The sequence below is a fragment of the Butyribacter sp. genome (genome assembly GCF_056818865.1).
Genome location: NZ_DBLYGC010000016.1, coordinates 13811 through 31789, shown reverse-complemented (window position 1 = coordinate 31789; position 17979 = coordinate 13811). Strand labels below are relative to the sequence as shown.

Here is a 17979-nt window from a genome sequence, read left to right as displayed (position 1 = left end):
ACACCTTATATCTTTATTGCATAATAGTTGCTTCCTATCATAGTGACAAGCCCCTTTAATTCAAGAGATATAAGCCTATCCATCACAACCGGAATCTTCATCCCTGTCTGTTTTGCAACTTCTGACACATGTGCCGGTTCCAAACTTAAACTAGCATACACTATTTTTTCAGTGGTTTCAAGCAAAAGATTATTTTTTTTATTTTTTAAGTCAATATCTTCACTATAAAATATGCCGAGAGCATCGAGAATATCTCTCACATTTGTAACTAATGCCGCACCATCTTTTATAAGTCTGTTGCTTCCTTGATAAAAATCATCATTTATGCTTCCCGGCACGACAAATATGTCTTTTCCCTGTTCTAAACCAAGTTCTGCCGTAATGAGTGAACCACTCTTATTTCCTGCCTGTATAACAAGAATCCCATCCGATAAACCACTTATTATACGATTTCTTCTCGGGAAATTACCAGCTGCCGGAAATACTCCCGGAGCATACTCTGAAATCAGCCCACCTCTCTCCTGCATTTTCATATATTCGCCGATATGCTGTTTAGGATAACATATGTCAATTCCGCATCCGAGAACGCCAAATGTTTTTCCGTTGACAACCGACATTGCCCCTGACTGACTCTTTATGTCTACCCCTCTCGCGAGTCCGCTTATAATCTGTATTCCGTATTTTGCAAGTTCTCTTCCAAATTTTTCCGCTATGCACTTAGTCTCATATGAAGCATTTCTTGCACCCACAATTGCTACTGAAGGCTTTGACGCATCCGGCAGTTCACCCTTATAAAAAAGACTGTATGGCGGTTCATATATATTCTTTAATTTTTGCGGATAATCATCTGCATTTATATATGTAAAACCTATATTACTGTCATTTAGTTTTTTCCATCTGCTCTGTATACTGTTATAATTTTTAGAATTGATTATTTTTTTTAAAATATCAGGTCTTATTCCTTTTATATTATAAAATTTGTAAGCTTCAGCATTAAAAATTTCCATTTCCGAGTCAAAATAATCTAAGAGTTTTTCTATAGTTTTTTGTCCCACACCGTTTATTGTGCTGAGCCAATACGCAAATATTTTATTTTTATCATTCATCGACATTCTGCCACCTCCAATATTTCTTATCTGCTGACCTGTAACACAATGCCTCTGATATATGTTCTTTTTTTATTATACTGCTTTCATCCATGTCGGCTAAAGTTCTCGCAATCTTTAATACCTTGTGATACGCTCTCGCACTGAAATCCAATGTGTCAAATGTAAGCTCCAGAAAATCTTTTGCTTCACTTTCCATAACACAATACTTTTTAATCATTCCTGCCTGAAGTTGTGAATTGAATATTATGCCCTCTTTTTCATATCTCCTCTTCTGAATATAATGAACATTTTCAACACGCTTTCTTATCTCTTCTGAGCTCTCTGCTTTTTCATTACCGTTTATTTCATTGTATTTTAATACAACTGTTTCCGTAAAAATATCTATTCTGTCAAGCAGTGGTTTACTCACCCTGCCAAGATAATTTTTTATCTGCATCTGTGTACAGCTGCACCTTTTTCTGTCAGGATAATAACCGCATTTACATGGATTTAATGCTGCCGTAAGCTGGAATTTTGCCGGATATCGGCAGCTTCCTTCCAATCTCGAAACATTTACATATCCTTCCTCTAAAGGCTGCCTCATAACTTCAAGTGTCTGCCTGTTAAATTCCGGAAGTTCATCGAGAAAAAGTACACCGCATGATGCAAGGCTTAATTCGCCGGGTTTTGGATATTTTCCACCTCCCGCAAGTGCAGTCTGGGTAATCGTGTGATGCGGTGCTCTAAAAGGTCTTTTAACCACAACCGGCATCTGTTCATTTAAAAGCCCCGAGACACTATATATCTTGGAGAGTTCCATCCTCTCTGAAAATGTGAGTTTTGGCATAATCCCCGGAATACTTTGTGCTATCATTGTCTTTCCGGTTCCGGGTGCTCCTATAAGTGCGATATTATGCATTCCCGATACCGCTGCCTCAACCGCTCTCTTTGCACCTGCCTGTCCTTTTATGTCAGAAAAATCAACATCCGTCCCATCCGCAAATATGCTGATGTCAAGCTCATCTTTAGATATATGCTCATCAATTTTTCCGCTATTGATAATATCAAGCATTTCGTTAAGATTTGAGACACCTATTATGTTAATTTTACTTACGATTTCTGCCTCCGGAATATTATCTTTTGGTACAATGCAATACTTAAATCCATTTTCATATGCTGTATAAACTCTGGGAAGTACACCGTTTACTGATTTTATTTTTCCATCAAGACTTAATTCACCGATAAATAGACTCTGTTTTAAGAATGTTTTGTCTATATAGCCAAATGCAGCCAAAATAGCCACAGCTATAGACAAATCAAAAGACGTTCCATCTTTTCTTATATCAGCAGGGGAAAGATTTATCGTTATTTTTTTCGGCGGAAATCTGTATCCGCTGTTTTTTAACGCTATCCTGACTCTTTCCCTTGCCTCTTTCACTTCTGATGACAGATATCCAACAAGTATGAGCCCCGGAAGCCCATCTGAAATATCTGCCTCAACATGCACAACACAGCCGTCTATCCCACAGACAGCCGCACTAAACGATTCACTATACATAATTTTCCCTCCGTGTACAGTAAATCCCCGTAAATCATATTCATATACTAACAGAATATTTTTAATATGACAATATTTTGAAATAAATTATTTGTCCAAAATTCTTTTTAGCTCTTCCATAAAAGTATCCACATCCTTAAATTCCCTGTATATAGATGCAAATCTTACATATGCAACCGCATTGAGTTTTTCAAGGCTTTTCATAACAAGTTCTCCTATGAGACTGCTCGGAACCTCATTTGCCTCCCTGCTGAAAACTTCTGCTTCTACATTATCAACGAGGGCATTCATGGCATCTACCGAAATAGGCAGTTTATGGCATGATCTGAAAACACCCCTCTCTATCTTTGAGCGGTCATACGGTTCCCTTGTCTGGTCTTTTTTTATGACAACAAGCGGAATTGATTCGACTTTCTCATATGTAGTAAATCTTTTATTGCATTTATCACACTGCCTTCTTCTTCTTATAGATGCATTTTCATCCGCCGGCCTTGAATCTATCACTCTTGTATCTGCTTCACCGCAAAATGGACACTTCATAATCATTATCCTCCAGTCAAATATCATTATTCAGAATAATTATAATAGAAGAAACCCTAATTGTCCATCGGATAAATTGCTACCATTCACATTTATGAAGGCATTTTGCGGCTTCTATTTCAACAAGCACCACGTCGGAGCCTATCCGCTTTACGCATTCGTATGGTATCAGATACTCACTGTCACGTCCTATAATCCCAAATATTTTGCATGGACCCGGTATTACAAGTGTACAGATTCTGCCTGTACGTTCCTCAAAATCTATATCACAAATATTACCAAGCCTCTCCCCATCACAGACATTGACTACTTCCTTTTCCCTGAGTTCACAAATCCTCATACTTCCCCCAAATAACTATAAATATTGTTTCATAACCTTCAAAGCTCTTTTTTCGAGCCTGCTTACCTGAGCCTGTGAAATACTTATTTCATTGGCAACTTCCATCTGCGTTTTCCCCTCATAATATCTCATTTTTATTATGCGATGCTCTCTCTCAGACAGGTGGTCTATCGCTGCTTTTATCGACATTTTCTCTACCCAGTCTTCCTCAAGATTTTTCTTATCACTTATCTGATCCATAATATACAGAGTATCCCCTCCCTCTGCAAATACAGGTTCATAAAGCGAAACCGGACTTTGTATCGCATCAAGTGCAAACGCAACATCCTCAGGCGTCACCTCGAGTACCTTAGCTATTTGTTCGATTCCCGGTTCTACCTCACTTTGTTTCATCAATGCTTCTTTAGTATATATCGCCTTATATGCAAGGTCTCGCACAGACCTGCTCACCCTTATACTATTGTTGTCCCTCAGGTACCTTCTTATCTCTCCTATGATCATTGGCACAGCGTAGGTCGAAAACTTTACGTTCATTGTCACATCAAAATGGTCTATAGCTTTCATAAGCCCTACACATCCGATTTGAAATAAATCATCGCTGTTTTCACCCGCTGCTCCAAATCTCTGTATTATACTTAATACAAGTCTTAAATTCCCTTTAATAAATTTTTCTCTTGCTTCTTTATCCCCTTTTCTTATTCTGTCAAATAATTCTTTCTTTTCTTTCTCTGTAAGTAACGGTAATTTTGATGTATTGACACCACATATCTCTACTTTATATACAGCCATCGAAACCTCCAGATATTCTCAATTTAAGCTTATATAAAATAGGATTTACCAATTATGTTATTATTATTCCAATCTTACTATCTCTTTTTTGAGACGTCTTATTATTTTTTTCTCAAGTCTTGAAATATATGACTGTGAAATCCCCATCATATCCGCAACTTCTTTCTGTGTTTTTTCCTCTCCGTCCTTTGAATTAAGTCCAAACCTTAATTCAATTATCATGCGTTCTCTTTTACTCAGTTTTTCAAGTGCCAGTCTCAAAAGTTTCTTATCAACTTCATCCTCCATGTCCTTTGATATAATATTTTCATCAGTGCCAAGAATATCGGACAAGAGCAGTTCATTTCCGTCCCAGTCAACATTTAGCGGCTCATCAATCGATACTTCAAGTTTAAGTTTATTATTTCTTCTCAAATACATCAGAATTTCATTTTCTATACATCTCGACGCATATGTAGCAAGTTTGATATTTTTAAGCGGATTAAATGTATTTATCGCTTTAATAAGTCCAATCGTACCTATTGATATAAGGTCCTCGACACCGACACCCGTATTATCAAACTTTTTTGCTATATATACAACAAGTCTCAAATTGTGCTCGATAAGACTGCTCCTGGCCTCCTTATCATCATCCGAACCGAGTTTTTTCATCACCTGTTCCTCTTCTTCTACCGTAAACGGCGCAGGTAAAATCTCGGCTCCTCCTATATAATGTATCTCCCCTCCTCTTTTAGGAAATATAAATCCTCTTATCTCCGGCATCATTCTGAATTGAAATTTGTTTGGCATTGAAATCTTTACCATTTTGTCCTCCTTTTAGCACTTTTTTTCTGTTTTTTGCTGGAGCAATTTAGAATCATCTGAATATCATCGTTATCATCTATCTCTTTGCTTAATGCTCCCAAAAAATTCAGCATCACTTCACCATTTTGAAATACAGCTTTCTCAAATCTGAAAGTTTCCAACATACCGCTTCCGCCAATTGAATTGTACGGTATAAGAAGCGGTTTCTGTACTTTACTGATTCCAATCTGCATGGCTGTCTTTTCTGATATTATATTTACAGGTTCATTTGTATATGGACTCGACAGATTATTTCCCGTATCATACAAAACATTTATTATTACATGCTTATTCCCCTGAAAAAGCGTTGCCTTTAAAGTAACTTCACACTTTTTCGCCTCACTCTTAATCATATTACGCAAAACAGCAAATAATACATAAAGTATTGCAAATGATACTATTGATAAACCAAATGCAGTCAGGATACTTGCCTTCTCTCCGGTGTGAATAACTCTTCTCACCAATAAAAGACTTCCGGCAGTCAGAACTGAGCTAAACAATAACAATACCATGTCTTTAATATATGCTTTCAATATATTTTTCCCTTTATACTCTCTATATGTATATGAAAATGCCGTGAGAAGCATAATACTAAAAAACATGAAAAAAAACTCCGGTATACTTCTTTTTCCCATGAGCAGTCGGATTTTATATATCAGTGACAAAAAAGATACCACAGCCGAAGCTGTGAGCCATCGAAACGGCGTATACTTTTTTCTGCGTATAAACGCCGTAATCCATACTAGAAATAAATTCATTATAAAGTTTAGAATCCAATAAAAATCAGCATAAAATAAAATTACAACCCCCTGTACTGATGTGATGTTAAATTTATATTACAGTATCTTTCTTGCAGATTATGTCAAAATGTGCCAAAAACAACAGTTTTTATATACAAAAAAAGGCAAAACCAACGTTTTGCCCTCTTTTTATCATTCTATTATTTTAAGTTATTCAAGATAAAGCGATGTGAAATTCCAAAGTAAAGGTTTACTGCTGCTCAATTCAACATTATCCGCATCTATTACTTTTGCCATAAAAGCATTTGGAATATCTTCATCTGCGACATTATTTTCTTTTGCCATCTGAAGAGACATATATCCTTCATCTTCATCATATTCAATATTATCCGTAATCTGATAATGGCTGCTGTCAATCTTATATCCCTCAAGCTTCCTTCCGCCAAAGTAAATATAAGTATAATCTGTAAATCCTTTTCCCTTTACGATATAACCCTTGCTGTTTCTCTTTACATTCTCTAACACAACCGGATATGTTCCCATCTGCAAATCAGTTTTCTCAAACTCGTTCATACCGCCGTATGCATACTTATCTCCATAAAACCAATCATACTCAAGAGTTTTCAATCCTGAAAGATAGTAGTCACTATCCCAGTCTGTCTGCTGATGATACTTTGTTATCAGCCCTTCATGTATTCCAATCTTGTTTAAAACATATGAATAAAGCTGATAAGCAGCCATATCTTTGTCTGACTTTTTCAATCCGAAATTGTCCCAAATGACATACTGTGTCTGATATAAATCAGAATTTTTAAGTTCATCGGCCTTAATGTCGAGACTTGGAAGATGATCTCCGTAAAGAACAAGGACAGTTTTTTCATTTCTGTTTTCAAGTCTCTTGATAAGATTTCCGAGCATTTTGTCAACCAGTGCAATTTCATTCACATAATAGTTATATTGGTTTTCCATCCCTTCCGGTGCTCCCAAAACCTTTATTTTTTGTTCATAATCGCCCGTATCAACGTCATACTTGCCGTGGCTCTGAACAGTAATACCAAATGTAAAGTCTGCACCATCTGTAGAATCAAGTGTCTTGATTATCTGAGGGGCAATAACATCATCGTTAACCCATCCGTTTGGATTTTCCTGTAATCCATTCATATATTCCATAGAAGTAAATGTGTCAAATCCAAGATTTTTCAATACATCATTTCTTCCATAAAATGTCGCACTGTTGTTGTGGACACAATGCGATGTGTATCCAATCTTAGAAAGATCATTACATATACTTTCTGATGTCATATTTCTTAAAACTGTTTTGTAAGGATATTCACAAGCACCAAAATCACGCTGACGCATACCTGTGAGCACTTCAAATTCCGTATTTACGGTACCTGCACCGACCGTTGGAACCGTGAGAAGTCCACTGGAATAATTTTTTGTAAGTTCATGGAACACCGGCAGCGGATCTTCAGAGAACTTAAGTCCCTTCATATAGTCAACGTCAAAAAATGATTCCAGCTGAATCATTATGATATTTGGCTTATCATCACTGTTTTTTGATTTCGACTGATTTTTTGAACTGTCATCAATTTTATTTATTATGTCGTTAACCGACTGTTCGCTATAATCATCCGGCTTTGATATGCCTACATCGATTATACTGTTTGTAAAACAATACACAAATCCATAATTTTCATATGCTTCAGATATATTTGTATAATTTGTGGCAAGTGCCTTAACAGAACCACTAGAACTTCTCAAAAATACAAGTGCCAATGATATGACTGCAACGGCAGATGCAGAAAATACCATACGCTTGTGGTTTCTTTTATGATGTCTCGGTGCTCTTTTGTAAAGTGATACCATCGCAAAAGTAAGTACACATACAGCGACAAGCATCATAGAAATATTTAATACCGTAAGATAATGCCCCGATACACTTATGGCAGTCTTTATCATCGTAAAATCAACCGCCGAAAACGGTGTGACCCTGAAATGCAGTATAACAAAATTTGCTATTCCAAAACACAACCATACAATTGCTATCGAAATAAATATAAATATCTCCCTTTTGAAAAAGAGTGCAACTGACAATGTCAGCATAATGATAAGTGTATTAAATGAAAATAATACCGGACTCGAAAACATATAGCCAACTCCGGAAACCAAAGACTTTCTGCTAAATGATTCTATAATTATTTCCAATAATACAGGTACTACCAAATACTGCAATACATATCTAGCCGATCTCTTTAACTTATAATAATCATACATTCAAAATTCCCCTTTATATGCATTCATCCACTGTTTATCATTAACCCTGAAGATTTTATTCCGTCATGTTCTTATATATTTTTGCTACTTTATCAACTGAGCCTGACGCTACAAGTCTTCCGCTGTCAAGTATAATGGCTCTGTCGCACAATCTCTGAACCTGCTCAAGTGAATGTGATACAAATAATACTGTAACACCCTTATCGAACATACTCATAATTTTCTTTTCACTCTTATTTCTAAACTTTTTGTCTCCTACCGACAAAACTTCATCCAAAATAAGGATATCAGGTTCTACAACTGTCGCAATCGAAAATCCCAAACGTGACTTCATTCCTGATGAATAATTCTTGATAGGTACTTCTATAAATTCGCCAAGTTCTGAAAAATCGACTATCTCGTCAAATTTTTCATCCAAAAATTCTTTCGTATATCCGAGTACCGAACCATACAGATAAATGTTCTCCCTGCCTGTATATTCCGGGCTGAATCCCGCACCAAGTTCAAGAAGCGGAGCAACAACACCTCTTGTCGTAACTGTTCCTGCTGATGGTTTAAGTACACCTGATACTACCTTTAAAAGCGTACTCTTTCCTGAACCATTGAGTCCAAGTACACCAAGACGCTGACCTTTTTTTATCTCAAAATTAATATCTTTAAGAGCCCAAAACTCACTATATTTTAAATCTCTTTTTAAGAATTTAATCACATATTCTTTTAAGTTATCGACACGTTCCTGATTCAGGTTAAAACGCATTCCTACATTTTCTACGCTGACTGCAACATTCTTCTTCACAGCAACCTCCTAAATTATACATATAATATAAATTTATCCTGTTCTTTGTAAAATAATACCGAACCTATAATCACACTTAAAACCGCAAAAATTGCCGAATGAATACAATAATCCACATTCATTGCCGTACCATATAAAACAGCATTTCGGAAATTTGCTATACACATATAGATAGGATTAACATTAAATACCCATCCGTTTCCTGTATTTATAACTCTCTCTGTTGTATAGAAAATAGCTGATGCATACATTATAAGCATGGTAAGCACTGACCATATATATTCGATGTCTCTGAAAAATACATTTAAAGTTGCAAGAATAAGTCCTATTCCAAGTGTCATGACAAATAATATCACCAACGGAATAAGTCCCTCTACAATATGCCATGTAGGTTCAACTCTAAGCACAGCCGCCACACCTACAAGTACAACGAGTGATATAACAAATGTTACAAAATTTGATATTATTGCCGCAACAACATATATATATTTTGGAACATACACTTTTTTAATCATAGCTGCATTTCCACTGACAGCTTTCAAACCGGCTTTTGATGCAGATGAAAAAAACGAATATAGCAATCGTCCACACAAAATATAGACCGGATATGTTCTGTCATCTTTTCCAAATAACGTACCAAACACAAGTGTAAGTACAATCATTGTAAGAAGAGGCTCTACAAGTGTCCACAAAATACCAAGATATGATCTTCTGTATTTTAATTTGATATTTTTCTTAACAAGTTCAAATAACAGATACTTGTATCTCAAAAAATTGTTTAAATGTCTTTTAATATTCATGTTTGTCTACTACTCCATATTTAATATATATTCCCATATTTCCTTATAGTAATGCTTTTTACAATGTTTTTGAAAGCCATAAAACATTATCCGTCAAAAAGCAACTCGAAACTAATTATATCATAGAGTTATAAAAAGTCAATTCGCAAAAATAATATTGCTACTTTTTCTAAAATAAGATATACTTTAAATAAATATGATTTGAGAAACGGGGGATTCTATGAATAATTTACATATGTCAGAAATCTTGTCATCAAAATATGATGTGCATTTAGATTATCAGATTACTATGTATGACCAGCTTCCATACAAACGGAATGCTGATTTATGCGGTGAACAAAACATTGCAATGTACAGCGGTCATGTCATAAAATATTATATGTGTGATAATAAAGAAAAACAATTTGCTGTAGATAACCATGACGAACAAATCAAAGCTATACTTGCCCAGATTGAGGCAGATTCTGTTGTCAAACCTACTGCCGATGATATTGAAGATACATCATCAAATGAACCTGACGGCATATCACAGGAACAGATTCAGACATTACTCGACGATAACCCGGAAAATATTTCAGTCGAAGAATTTGATTCATTTGGTAACAGTGATGTTGATGACAATGAACCAAACCCTTCAATACCTACTGTTGATGCTTTTGCAGGTATTGAAGATTGGTAAGTATTACAGATTCAAAAAATGGCTGTTTGTATAAAACACAAACAGCCATTTTTTAATATTTTCTTATTTCTTTTTTCTACCGAATGGGCCTTTTTTTGTATGTTTTTTGTCTTCCGGCTCTTCTTCCTCTTTCTTCTCTCCATACATAGCTTTATCAAACGCTTCGAGAAGTTCTTTTTGTTCTGAATTCATTTTTGTCGGGACCTCAACAACCAGAGTCACATAATGGTCTCCACGTATCTGTTTATTTCTAAGTGATGGAACACCTTTATTTCTTAGACGTACACGGGTATTTGTCTGTGTTCCCGGCTTAACAGTATATATAACTTCTCCGTCAACCGTCTTTATGCGGACATCTCCGCCGAGTGCTGCCTGTGCAAATGTGATAGGTGCTGTCGAGAATATATCTCTGTCCTGTCTCTGGAAAATAGGATGCCTTGATACTGCAACCTCAACTAAAAGGTCACCTCTCTGTCCTCCGTTTACACCCGGTTCACCCTTATCACGAATTCTTACACACTGACCGTTATCAATACCTGCCGGAATAGATACTGAAATCTTCTTTCTCTTGCTTATATAGCCTGAGCCGCCACAGTCTGAACAACGTTCTTTTATAATCTTTCCGGTTCCGTGACAATCCGGACAAGACTGTACATTTCTTACCACACCAAATAAAGACTGCTGTGTAAATACAACCTGACCTTTACCACCGCATTTTTTACATGTTTCAGGTGATGTACCAGGTTTTGCACCTGTTCCGTGGCAAGTTGCACATTCCTCTTTCAATGTAACATCAATCTCTTTGTCAACGCCAAAACAAGCCTCTTCAAATGTAATTCTTACAGATGTACGAATATTCTGACCCTTCATAGGACCATTGCTCTGGCTTCTTGAGCGACCGCCACCAAAGAAATCTCCAAATATGTCTCCGAATATGTCTCCCATATCCATACCGCCAAAATCGAATCCGCCTGCTCCACCTGCACCACCATCAAATGCTGCATGACCAAATTGATCATATTGACGTCTCTTATCTGCATCACTAAGAACGGCATATGCCTCCGATGCTTCTTTAAACTTAGCCTCGGCCTCTTTATCCCCCGGGTTCATATCCGGATGATATTTTTTAGCTAATTTTCTATATGCCGATTTTATCTCGGAATCAGACGCTCCCTTACTGACACCCAAGACCTCATAATAATCTCTTTTCTCTGCCATAAAAAACTCCTTATCATAAACCAAACGTCACATAAACCATAAGGCCGCCACCGTGGAGGCAGCAGCCTGAAATTTTTATTATATCACATCAATGATTTACATATCTTATATTTATGAAGAATGGTCAAAGACCATTCTTCTAACGCATCAATGCTTTGCATTGATGCATTTTATACCTCGCGGTAATCTCCATCTACAACATCATCTGCACCAGCATTTGCATCATTTGCTGCTCCTGCACCGGCAGCACCCATGTCAGGACCTGCTCCTGCTGCACCCTGTGCCTGAGCCTGCTCATACATCTTCTGGAATACACCCTGTGCACTTTCCATAAGTTTTTCTTTACCGGCTTTAAGTTCATCAATCTCACTGTCAGTCATAGACTCAGGATTTGTCTTTTCTACAACTGCTTTAAGTGCATCAATGTCTGCCTGAACTTTTTCTTTCTCAGCAGCATCTACCTTATCACCTGCTTCATCAAGAGCTTTCTGTGTCTGGAATACCATGCTGTCTGCTTCGTTTCTTGCATCAATTCCCTCTTTACGTTTCTTATCCTCAGCCTCAAACTGTGCTGCTTCCTTAACAGCCTTATCAATATCTTCATCAGACATATTTGAGCCTGCTGTGATTGTGATATGCTGCTCTTTTCCTGTACCGAGGTCTTTTGCTGAAACATTTACAATACCGTTTGCATCAATATCAAATGTAACCTCAATCTGTGGAACACCTCTTCTTGCCGGTGGGATACCGTCAAGTCTGAACTGTCCGAGTGATTTATTATCTTTAGCAAACTGTCTCTCACCCTGAAGTACGTTGATATCAACTGCGCTCTGGTTATCAGCGGCTGTAGAGAATATCTGGCTCTTCTTTGTAGGAATTGTAGTATTTCTCTCGATAAGTCTTGTAGCAACGCCACCCATTGTCTCAATTGAAAGTGAAAGTGGTGTTACATCGAGAAGAAGAATATCTCCTGCACCTGCATCTCCTGCAAGTTTTCCACCCTGTACTGATGCACCGATTGCTACACACTCATCTGGGTTAAGTGATTTACTTGGCTCATGTCCTGTAAGCTGTTTAACTTTATCCTGTACTGCCGGGATACGTGTAGAACCACCTACAAGTAATACTTTTCCAAGTTCAGAAGCTGTGATGCCTGCATCATTAAGTGCATTCTGTACAGGTGTTGCTGTTGCTTCTACAAGATCATGTGTAAGTTCATCAAATTTAGCTCTTGAAAGATCCATGTCAAAATGCTTTGGTCCTTCTGCTGTTGCTGTGATGAATGGAAGATTGATATTTGTTGTTGTAGCTGATGAAAGCTCTTTCTTTGCTTTTTCAGCAGCTTCTTTCAATCTCTGAAGTGCCATCTTATCTGTTGAAAGGTCAATGCCTTCTTTATTCTTAAATTCCTGAATCATGTAATCTGTAATCTTCTGGTCAAAGTCATCACCACCAAGATGATTGTTTCCTGATGTTGCTAATACTTCGATAACTCCGTCACCAATCTCAATGATAGATACATCAAATGTACCACCACCTAAATCGTAAACCATGATTTTCTGCTCTTTTTCATTGTCAAGACCATAAGCAAGTGCTGCTGCTGTTGGCTCGTTGATAATTCTCTTTACATCAAGACCGGCAATCTTACCTGCATCTTTTGTAGCCTGACGCTGTGCATCATTAAAATATGCCGGAACAGTAATAACTGCTTCTGTAACTTTCTCACCAAGATAACTCTCAGCATCGCCCTTTAATTTCTGAAGAACCATTGCTGAAATTTCCTGTGGAGAATATTTCTTGTCATCTATTGTAACTTTATAATCAGAACCCATGTGTCTCTTGATAGAAGAAATTGTCTTGTCAGCATTTGTAACTGCCTGACGTTTTGCAGGTTCACCTACAAGTCTCTCTCCTGTCTTTGTAAATGCAACAACTGAAGGTGTTGTTCTTGCTCCCTCTGTATTTGCAACTACTACAGGTTTTCCACCTTCCATAACTGCTACACAAGAGTTTGTTGTTCCTAAATCAATACCAATAATCTTACTCATAATGATTGCCTCCTATATTATAATCTCTTTATTTCATATTTTATTAAACTAATTAACTACTTTTACCATGCTGTGTCTCACAACACTTTCTTTGTACATGTAACCTTTCTGCATTTCTTCTGCAACTGTTCCGCTTTCCAATGAATCATCATCTACAGCCATAACAGCGTTGTGAAGGTTCGGATCAAACTCTTTTCCTACTGCTTCAATAGGCTTAACTCCCATCTCTTCAAAAGCAGTGAGCATCTGTTTGTAAACCATTTCTACGCCTTTAACAAAAGGTGCATCTTTTTCTTCCTCAGGAACTCCCTGTAATCCTCTCTCAAAGTTATCCATGACCGGAAGAATTTTTTCAATCACACTCTTTGCTCCGACTTCAAACATCTGGCTCTTTTCTTTTTCTGAACGCTTACGGAAATTTTCAAACTCAGCAAGCTGTCTCACCCTCATATCTTCAAGTTCTTTAACTTTCTCTTCAAGCTTTTCAACTGCCTTGTCTTTTTTTCTTCCAAACTTCTTTTCTTTCTTTGGTGTTTCTTCACCGGAAGTTTCCTCTTTTTTATCTTCTGCTGTTTCTGTTGTTTCTTCTACAGCATCATCAACACTATTTTCATCTTTTACTTCTTCAATATCTATGTCTTTTTTTATATCTTTATTGTCTGCTGCCAATTTCCTGCCACCTCTCTTATTTATTTGTCCTTGAATATATCATCAAGTTCAGACATTAGCGACTGCAATGTACTTACAACCTTATCATAATCCATTCGTTTTGGTCCTACAATGCCAATTTTTCCATATACACCTTCGTGTATTTTATATGTCGCCGTAACAACTGAACAATCTTTCATGGTATCTACTTTTGTTTCATTTCCGATATAAACCTGAATGTCATGAGTATCACTTGAACCCGATTTCTTAGAATCACTTTCACCTGCTTTTGATTCTGCCGTATCAAGCCAGTCACCTATAATATTTTTTTCCTCAAAGGCATTTAATATCTCTGTTGCACTTGCCTTATCCGAAAGTTCAGGATATTTTAAAATGTTTGTAGCACCACTCGTATAAATTTCTAAATCATCATCTTCAGTAAGTGCCTTACCGATAACTTCCAAAACCGAATCGATAACTTCCGTATAGCTGCCAACCTGTTCTTTTATCTTTCTGATAATAGCCAAGTTCATCTCGGTAACATCAAGACCGTTTAATGTGGTATTTAAAATAAAGTTTAACTTTACCATCATCTCCTGGTCTATCGAACCCTCGACTTTTACTATTTCATTTTTAACTACATTGTTGTCAAGAACTATGACTGCCAGAATGCTGTCTGCATCAACCTGTGTAAGCTGGATAAACTTAACTTTCTTCGACTCATATCTCGGTCCCGAAACAAGTGTCGCATAATTTGTATTGTTTGCAAGAAGCTTAGCTACCTGTTTAAGTAATACATCTATCTTTCCCGCTTTTTGTTCAAGTTCATCTTTCAGATTCATAACTTCACTTGTCTTATCATCAAGCATCGTATCTACATAAAGACGATAACCTTTGTCAGAAGGAATTCTGCCTGCTGATGTATGAGGCTGTATGATATATCCCATCTCTTCAAGATCAGACATCTCATTTCGGATAGTCGCTGAACTTAGATTCAAGTCTGTATCTTTTGAAATCGTTCTTGAACCAACCGGCTCTCCGGTTTCAAGATAAGTTCTGATAATCGTTTGAAGTATCTTTAACTTTCTATCATCTAACTCCACTTAACCACTCCCTTCTGTTTCTCTGTTAGCACTCTTTGTGGTGGAGTGCTAACATCTATAAAGTAAGATAGCACGCATATAAAATCTTGTCAAGGATATTTTGAAACTTTTTTATTTTTTTTGCAACTTAATACTGAAGTCTTACCAAATAAGTCGATATAATAGATATAATGATGCAGTATTGCGAAAATTGCATGGCAATGAAGCAATCCGTGGCATTGGTTGGTAATAATAATATTAAAAAAACGAGGAAAAATATGGACAATAATACAAATAGAATAAATTCACTAAATGCAAACAGATTAAACAGCCAGACATCAAACGGACGTGCACAGTCCAGGACCTCCACATCACGCGGCGGAAACGCCGGCACACAAAGTTCAGGTTCCGTATCACGCACTCCCGGCGGAAACAGTGACTATGGCGTTGCCAGAAGTGCAACCCAGCTCAGAGTGGGTGACATTGTAAAAGGTGAGATTTCTGACCTAAGGGGCAACGAGATAACTGTCACTCTTGATAACAATACCATATTAAAAGGATATATAGAAGACAGCTCAAAGCTTTCAATCGGACAAACTGCAGCCTTTTCGCTCAGCAGTCCAAATCCCGGTCAGATTTTGCTCTCCCCTGTCAAAAACAGCTACTCTGATACGGAATTAAATCTTATAAACAAAGCCCTTGAAGAAGCGGGACTTCCTAATACAGAGCACAATCAGGCAACAGTAAAAGCTCTTATGGACAATCTCCTGCCAATAAACAAAGAGTCGATACAGTCCCTTATGCAACAGGCTTATGACTGTAAAACAGAAGATTTTTCAACTCTCGCCATAATGAAAAGGCTTATGATGGATATAAATGAAGATACCGTATCACAATTTTCAAGTTACAGACACGGGACATATCATCTTATTGACAAGCTTTCTTCACTCTCTTCGGAAATACCTGATTTGCTTAGTTCACTTTCGCAAAATGCCGATTCACAATCAGTTGCCGCATTTGGTGAAAAGCTTATATCAATACTTTTTCAGTCGTTTGATGAAGAGAATAACGCAGCAAACTCCCCTTCCATATCTTTCCTGACTGATTCAGAGCGTCAGGAGCTTATGGACATACTTTCTAATACGGCAATGACAGAAGACACTCTTGAACAACTTGAAAACGGTACATTGTCTCTCCACGATGCACTTACCATACTCAGAGACTCTGCTGGAAGCAAATCACTTGTTTTTCCGGACGGAACAAATCCTACAAACGAGCTTTTTCAGCAGACCCTTTTAAACATTGACAGTACACTTGAATCCGCAACGGATATTTCAAAATTAAAAAATACGGATTTATTTAAAAACATTCCTACTATCAATGAAAATGCACCGATAAACGAAACCACTGAAACTTCTGATACTGCTGAGGCATCCGAAGTTTCAGAAGATGCTGGCAATGCTGGTAATTTGTCTGAAAACACTGTAACACCGAACAATGCCGCACCTGACAGTAAAATTGGATTTGCCGCAAAATTCCTTCATAATATTACGGAAAGTGCAAAAAATTCAATCAACAGCATGTTACAGCAATCATCACAAAACGCTGATAATCCGCAGTCATCCGCTACAAATACTGTTATTGATACGCTCTGCGAAAAATTTCAGACATTAGGCAGAGAAAATGACTATCTTAGTACATTTCTCGATAAGGATGCCAGAACAGAACTTTTAAACACGCTCTCAAAATTACCTATAAGCAGATCTCTCATTGTAAAAATTGCTTCGGGAAATGCCAGCGCAAAAGAAGTTCTTGCTGTCATCAAAAATGTCATACCGCTGTCAGAGCCTGAACTTATAAACGAACTTTTTAAATCCCAGTCTTTTGAAACTTTGTTTTCAAAGGTACTGCAAAGTACATGGACTCTTTCACCACAAAAGTTAAAGGATGGAGAAAACATAAATTCTTTCTACAACAAAATGCATGAGCAATTAAAAGATTTTGAATCACTTATAAAATCAAACCTTTCAGGTCAGGATTCAGATAATTTAGGTCAAAATGCAAGAGATGCACAGAGCAATATCGAATTTATGAAAACTTTAAGTGAGGCATTTTCATATTTCCAAATGCCACTAAAGTTGAAAAATCAGGATGCACATGGCGACCTCTATGTATACACAAAGAAAGAAAAATTAAGAAAGAACCTTGACAATATACATGTACTTTTACATCTTGACATGGAAAATTTAGGTGCACTGGATGTCTATCTTGATAAAAATCACAATGAAATAACTACAAAATTTATATCAGATAATGACAAATCAATCGACCTTCTTGCCACAAATGCAGATATGTTAAAAGATGCACTTAACTCTCAGGGATATGTCTGCCATGTTAAAATAGAAAAAGCCGACGCAAGCACAAGCACCATTGATGAATTTATCAATACAAAAATAAACACGCAGCAGACAACTGAAATGAAAAGATTTTCTTTTGATATAAGAGCTTAGTGTAATGTATCATTGACATTTTG

At 36.9% G+C, this 17979-nt stretch carries 16 protein-coding genes; 2 read left to right on the top strand and 14 right to left on the bottom strand.

Features of this window, described 5'->3' with window-relative positions:
• Positions 1-5 precede the first annotated feature (5 nt).
• The 10 genes from dprA to ACZLXV_RS08665 form a co-directional block, all read right to left on the bottom strand.
• Positions 6-1106 (bottom strand): DNA-processing protein DprA, encoded by a 1101-nt coding sequence (gene dprA / locus ACZLXV_RS08710; RefSeq protein ID WP_482383143.1) that lies wholly within the window; start codon positions 1104-1106, stop codon positions 6-8.
• Positions 1099-2646 (bottom strand): YifB family Mg chelatase-like AAA ATPase, encoded by a 1548-nt coding sequence (locus tag ACZLXV_RS08705; protein ID WP_367336373.1) that lies wholly within the window; start codon positions 2644-2646, stop codon positions 1099-1101. Before ACZLXV_RS08705 ends, dprA begins: the two co-directional genes overlap by 8 nt.
• Before the next feature lie 87 nt (positions 2647-2733).
• Positions 2734-3186, bottom strand: coding sequence for a transcriptional regulator NrdR (gene nrdR, locus ACZLXV_RS08700; RefSeq protein WP_022223940.1), 453 nt, complete (start codon positions 3184-3186; stop codon positions 2734-2736).
• A gap of 79 nt (positions 3187-3265) precedes the next feature.
• The gene (locus ACZLXV_RS08695; RefSeq protein WP_482383142.1) at positions 3266-3526 is read right to left on the bottom strand and encodes a YlmC/YmxH family sporulation protein; all 261 of its coding nucleotides are present in this window, start codon (positions 3524-3526) and stop codon (positions 3266-3268) included.
• A 15-nt stretch (positions 3527-3541) separates the two neighbouring features.
• Positions 3542-4315, bottom strand: a complete 774-nt coding sequence (gene sigG, locus ACZLXV_RS08690; protein WP_367336376.1) for an RNA polymerase sporulation sigma factor SigG — start codon at positions 4313-4315, stop codon at positions 3542-3544.
• A gap of 63 nt (positions 4316-4378) precedes the next feature.
• Positions 4379-5119, bottom strand: coding sequence for an RNA polymerase sporulation sigma factor SigE (sigE, locus tag ACZLXV_RS08685; RefSeq protein ID WP_022223937.1), 741 nt, complete (start codon positions 5117-5119; stop codon positions 4379-4381).
• Complete coding sequence (locus ACZLXV_RS08680; protein ID WP_482383178.1) at positions 5113-5958, bottom strand: sigma-E processing peptidase SpoIIGA; 846 nt, start codon at positions 5956-5958, stop codon at positions 5113-5115. The genes sigE and ACZLXV_RS08680 overlap by 7 nt, the downstream gene beginning before the upstream one ends.
• A 150-nt stretch (positions 5959-6108) precedes the next feature.
• Complete coding sequence (locus ACZLXV_RS08675) at positions 6109-8175, bottom strand: LTA synthase family protein (RefSeq protein ID WP_482383141.1); 2067 nt, start codon at positions 8173-8175, stop codon at positions 6109-6111.
• A gap of 55 nt (positions 8176-8230) precedes the next feature.
• Positions 8231-8971 (bottom strand): ABC transporter ATP-binding protein, encoded by a 741-nt coding sequence (locus ACZLXV_RS08670; protein ID WP_022223934.1) that lies wholly within the window; start codon positions 8969-8971, stop codon positions 8231-8233.
• 14 nt (positions 8972-8985) lie between these two features.
• Complete coding sequence (locus tag ACZLXV_RS08665) at positions 8986-9771, bottom strand: ABC transporter permease (RefSeq protein ID WP_022223933.1); 786 nt, start codon at positions 9769-9771, stop codon at positions 8986-8988.
• A gap of 220 nt (positions 9772-9991) precedes the next feature.
• Between ACZLXV_RS08665 and ACZLXV_RS08660 the strand changes: the two genes are divergently transcribed.
• Positions 9992-10450, top strand: coding sequence for a hypothetical protein (locus ACZLXV_RS08660; RefSeq protein WP_482383140.1), 459 nt, complete (start codon positions 9992-9994; stop codon positions 10448-10450).
• Between the two features lie 63 nt (positions 10451-10513).
• On the opposite strand, the gene dnaJ is transcribed toward ACZLXV_RS08660, so the two are convergent.
• From dnaJ to hrcA, 4 genes are all read right to left on the bottom strand, one after another.
• Positions 10514-11668, bottom strand: a complete 1155-nt coding sequence (dnaJ, locus tag ACZLXV_RS08655; RefSeq protein WP_482383139.1) for a molecular chaperone DnaJ — start codon at positions 11666-11668, stop codon at positions 10514-10516.
• A gap of 170 nt (positions 11669-11838) precedes the next feature.
• Positions 11839-13716 (bottom strand): molecular chaperone DnaK, encoded by a 1878-nt coding sequence (gene dnaK, locus ACZLXV_RS08650; RefSeq protein ID WP_367336381.1) that lies wholly within the window; start codon positions 13714-13716, stop codon positions 11839-11841.
• A 48-nt stretch (positions 13717-13764) separates the two neighbouring features.
• A complete protein-coding gene (gene grpE / locus ACZLXV_RS08645) occupies positions 13765-14385 on the bottom strand; it encodes a nucleotide exchange factor GrpE (RefSeq protein WP_022223613.1) in 621 nt (206 codons plus the stop codon).
• 20 nt (positions 14386-14405) lie between these two features.
• A complete protein-coding gene (gene hrcA, locus ACZLXV_RS08640; protein ID WP_022223614.1) occupies positions 14406-15467 on the bottom strand; it encodes a heat-inducible transcriptional repressor HrcA in 1062 nt (353 codons plus the stop codon).
• 257 nt (positions 15468-15724) lie between these two features.
• Between hrcA and fliK the strand changes: the two genes are divergently transcribed.
• Complete coding sequence (gene fliK / locus ACZLXV_RS08635; RefSeq protein WP_482383138.1) at positions 15725-17956, top strand: flagellar hook-length control protein FliK; 2232 nt, start codon at positions 15725-15727, stop codon at positions 17954-17956.
• Positions 17957-17979 lie beyond the last annotated feature (23 nt).

Bases quoted from the DNA above. Each gene is read 5' to 3' on its own strand.
- dprA (WP_482383143.1), bottom strand. From the start codon at position 1,106: ATGAATGATAAAAATAAAATATTTGCGTATTGGCTCAGCACAATAAAC.
- ACZLXV_RS08705 (WP_367336373.1), bottom strand. From the start codon at position 2,646: ATGTATAGTGAATCGTTTAGTGCGGCTGTCTGTGGGATAGACGGCTGT.
- nrdR (WP_022223940.1), bottom strand. From the start codon at position 3,186: ATGAAGTGTCCATTTTGCGGTGAAGCAGATACAAGAGTGATAGATTCA.
- ACZLXV_RS08695 (WP_482383142.1), bottom strand. From the start codon at position 3,526: ATGAGGATTTGTGAACTCAGGGAAAAGGAAGTAGTCAATGTCTGTGAT.
- sigG (WP_367336376.1), bottom strand. From the start codon at position 4,315: ATGGCTGTATATAAAGTAGAGATATGTGGTGTCAATACATCAAAATTA.
- sigE (WP_022223937.1), bottom strand. From the start codon at position 5,119: ATGGTAAAGATTTCAATGCCAAACAAATTTCAATTCAGAATGATGCCG.
- ACZLXV_RS08675 (WP_482383141.1), bottom strand. From the start codon at position 8,175: ATGTATGATTATTATAAGTTAAAGAGATCGGCTAGATATGTATTGCAG.
- ACZLXV_RS08665 (WP_022223933.1), bottom strand. From the start codon at position 9,771: ATGAATATTAAAAGACATTTAAACAATTTTTTGAGATACAAGTATCTG.
- ACZLXV_RS08660 (WP_482383140.1), top strand. From the start codon at position 9,992: ATGAATAATTTACATATGTCAGAAATCTTGTCATCAAAATATGATGTG.
- dnaJ (WP_482383139.1), bottom strand. From the start codon at position 11,668: ATGGCAGAGAAAAGAGATTATTATGAGGTCTTGGGTGTCAGTAAGGGA.
- dnaK (WP_367336381.1), bottom strand. From the start codon at position 13,716: ATGAGTAAGATTATTGGTATTGATTTAGGAACAACAAACTCTTGTGTA.
- fliK (WP_482383138.1), top strand. From the start codon at position 15,725: ATGGACAATAATACAAATAGAATAAATTCACTAAATGCAAACAGATTA.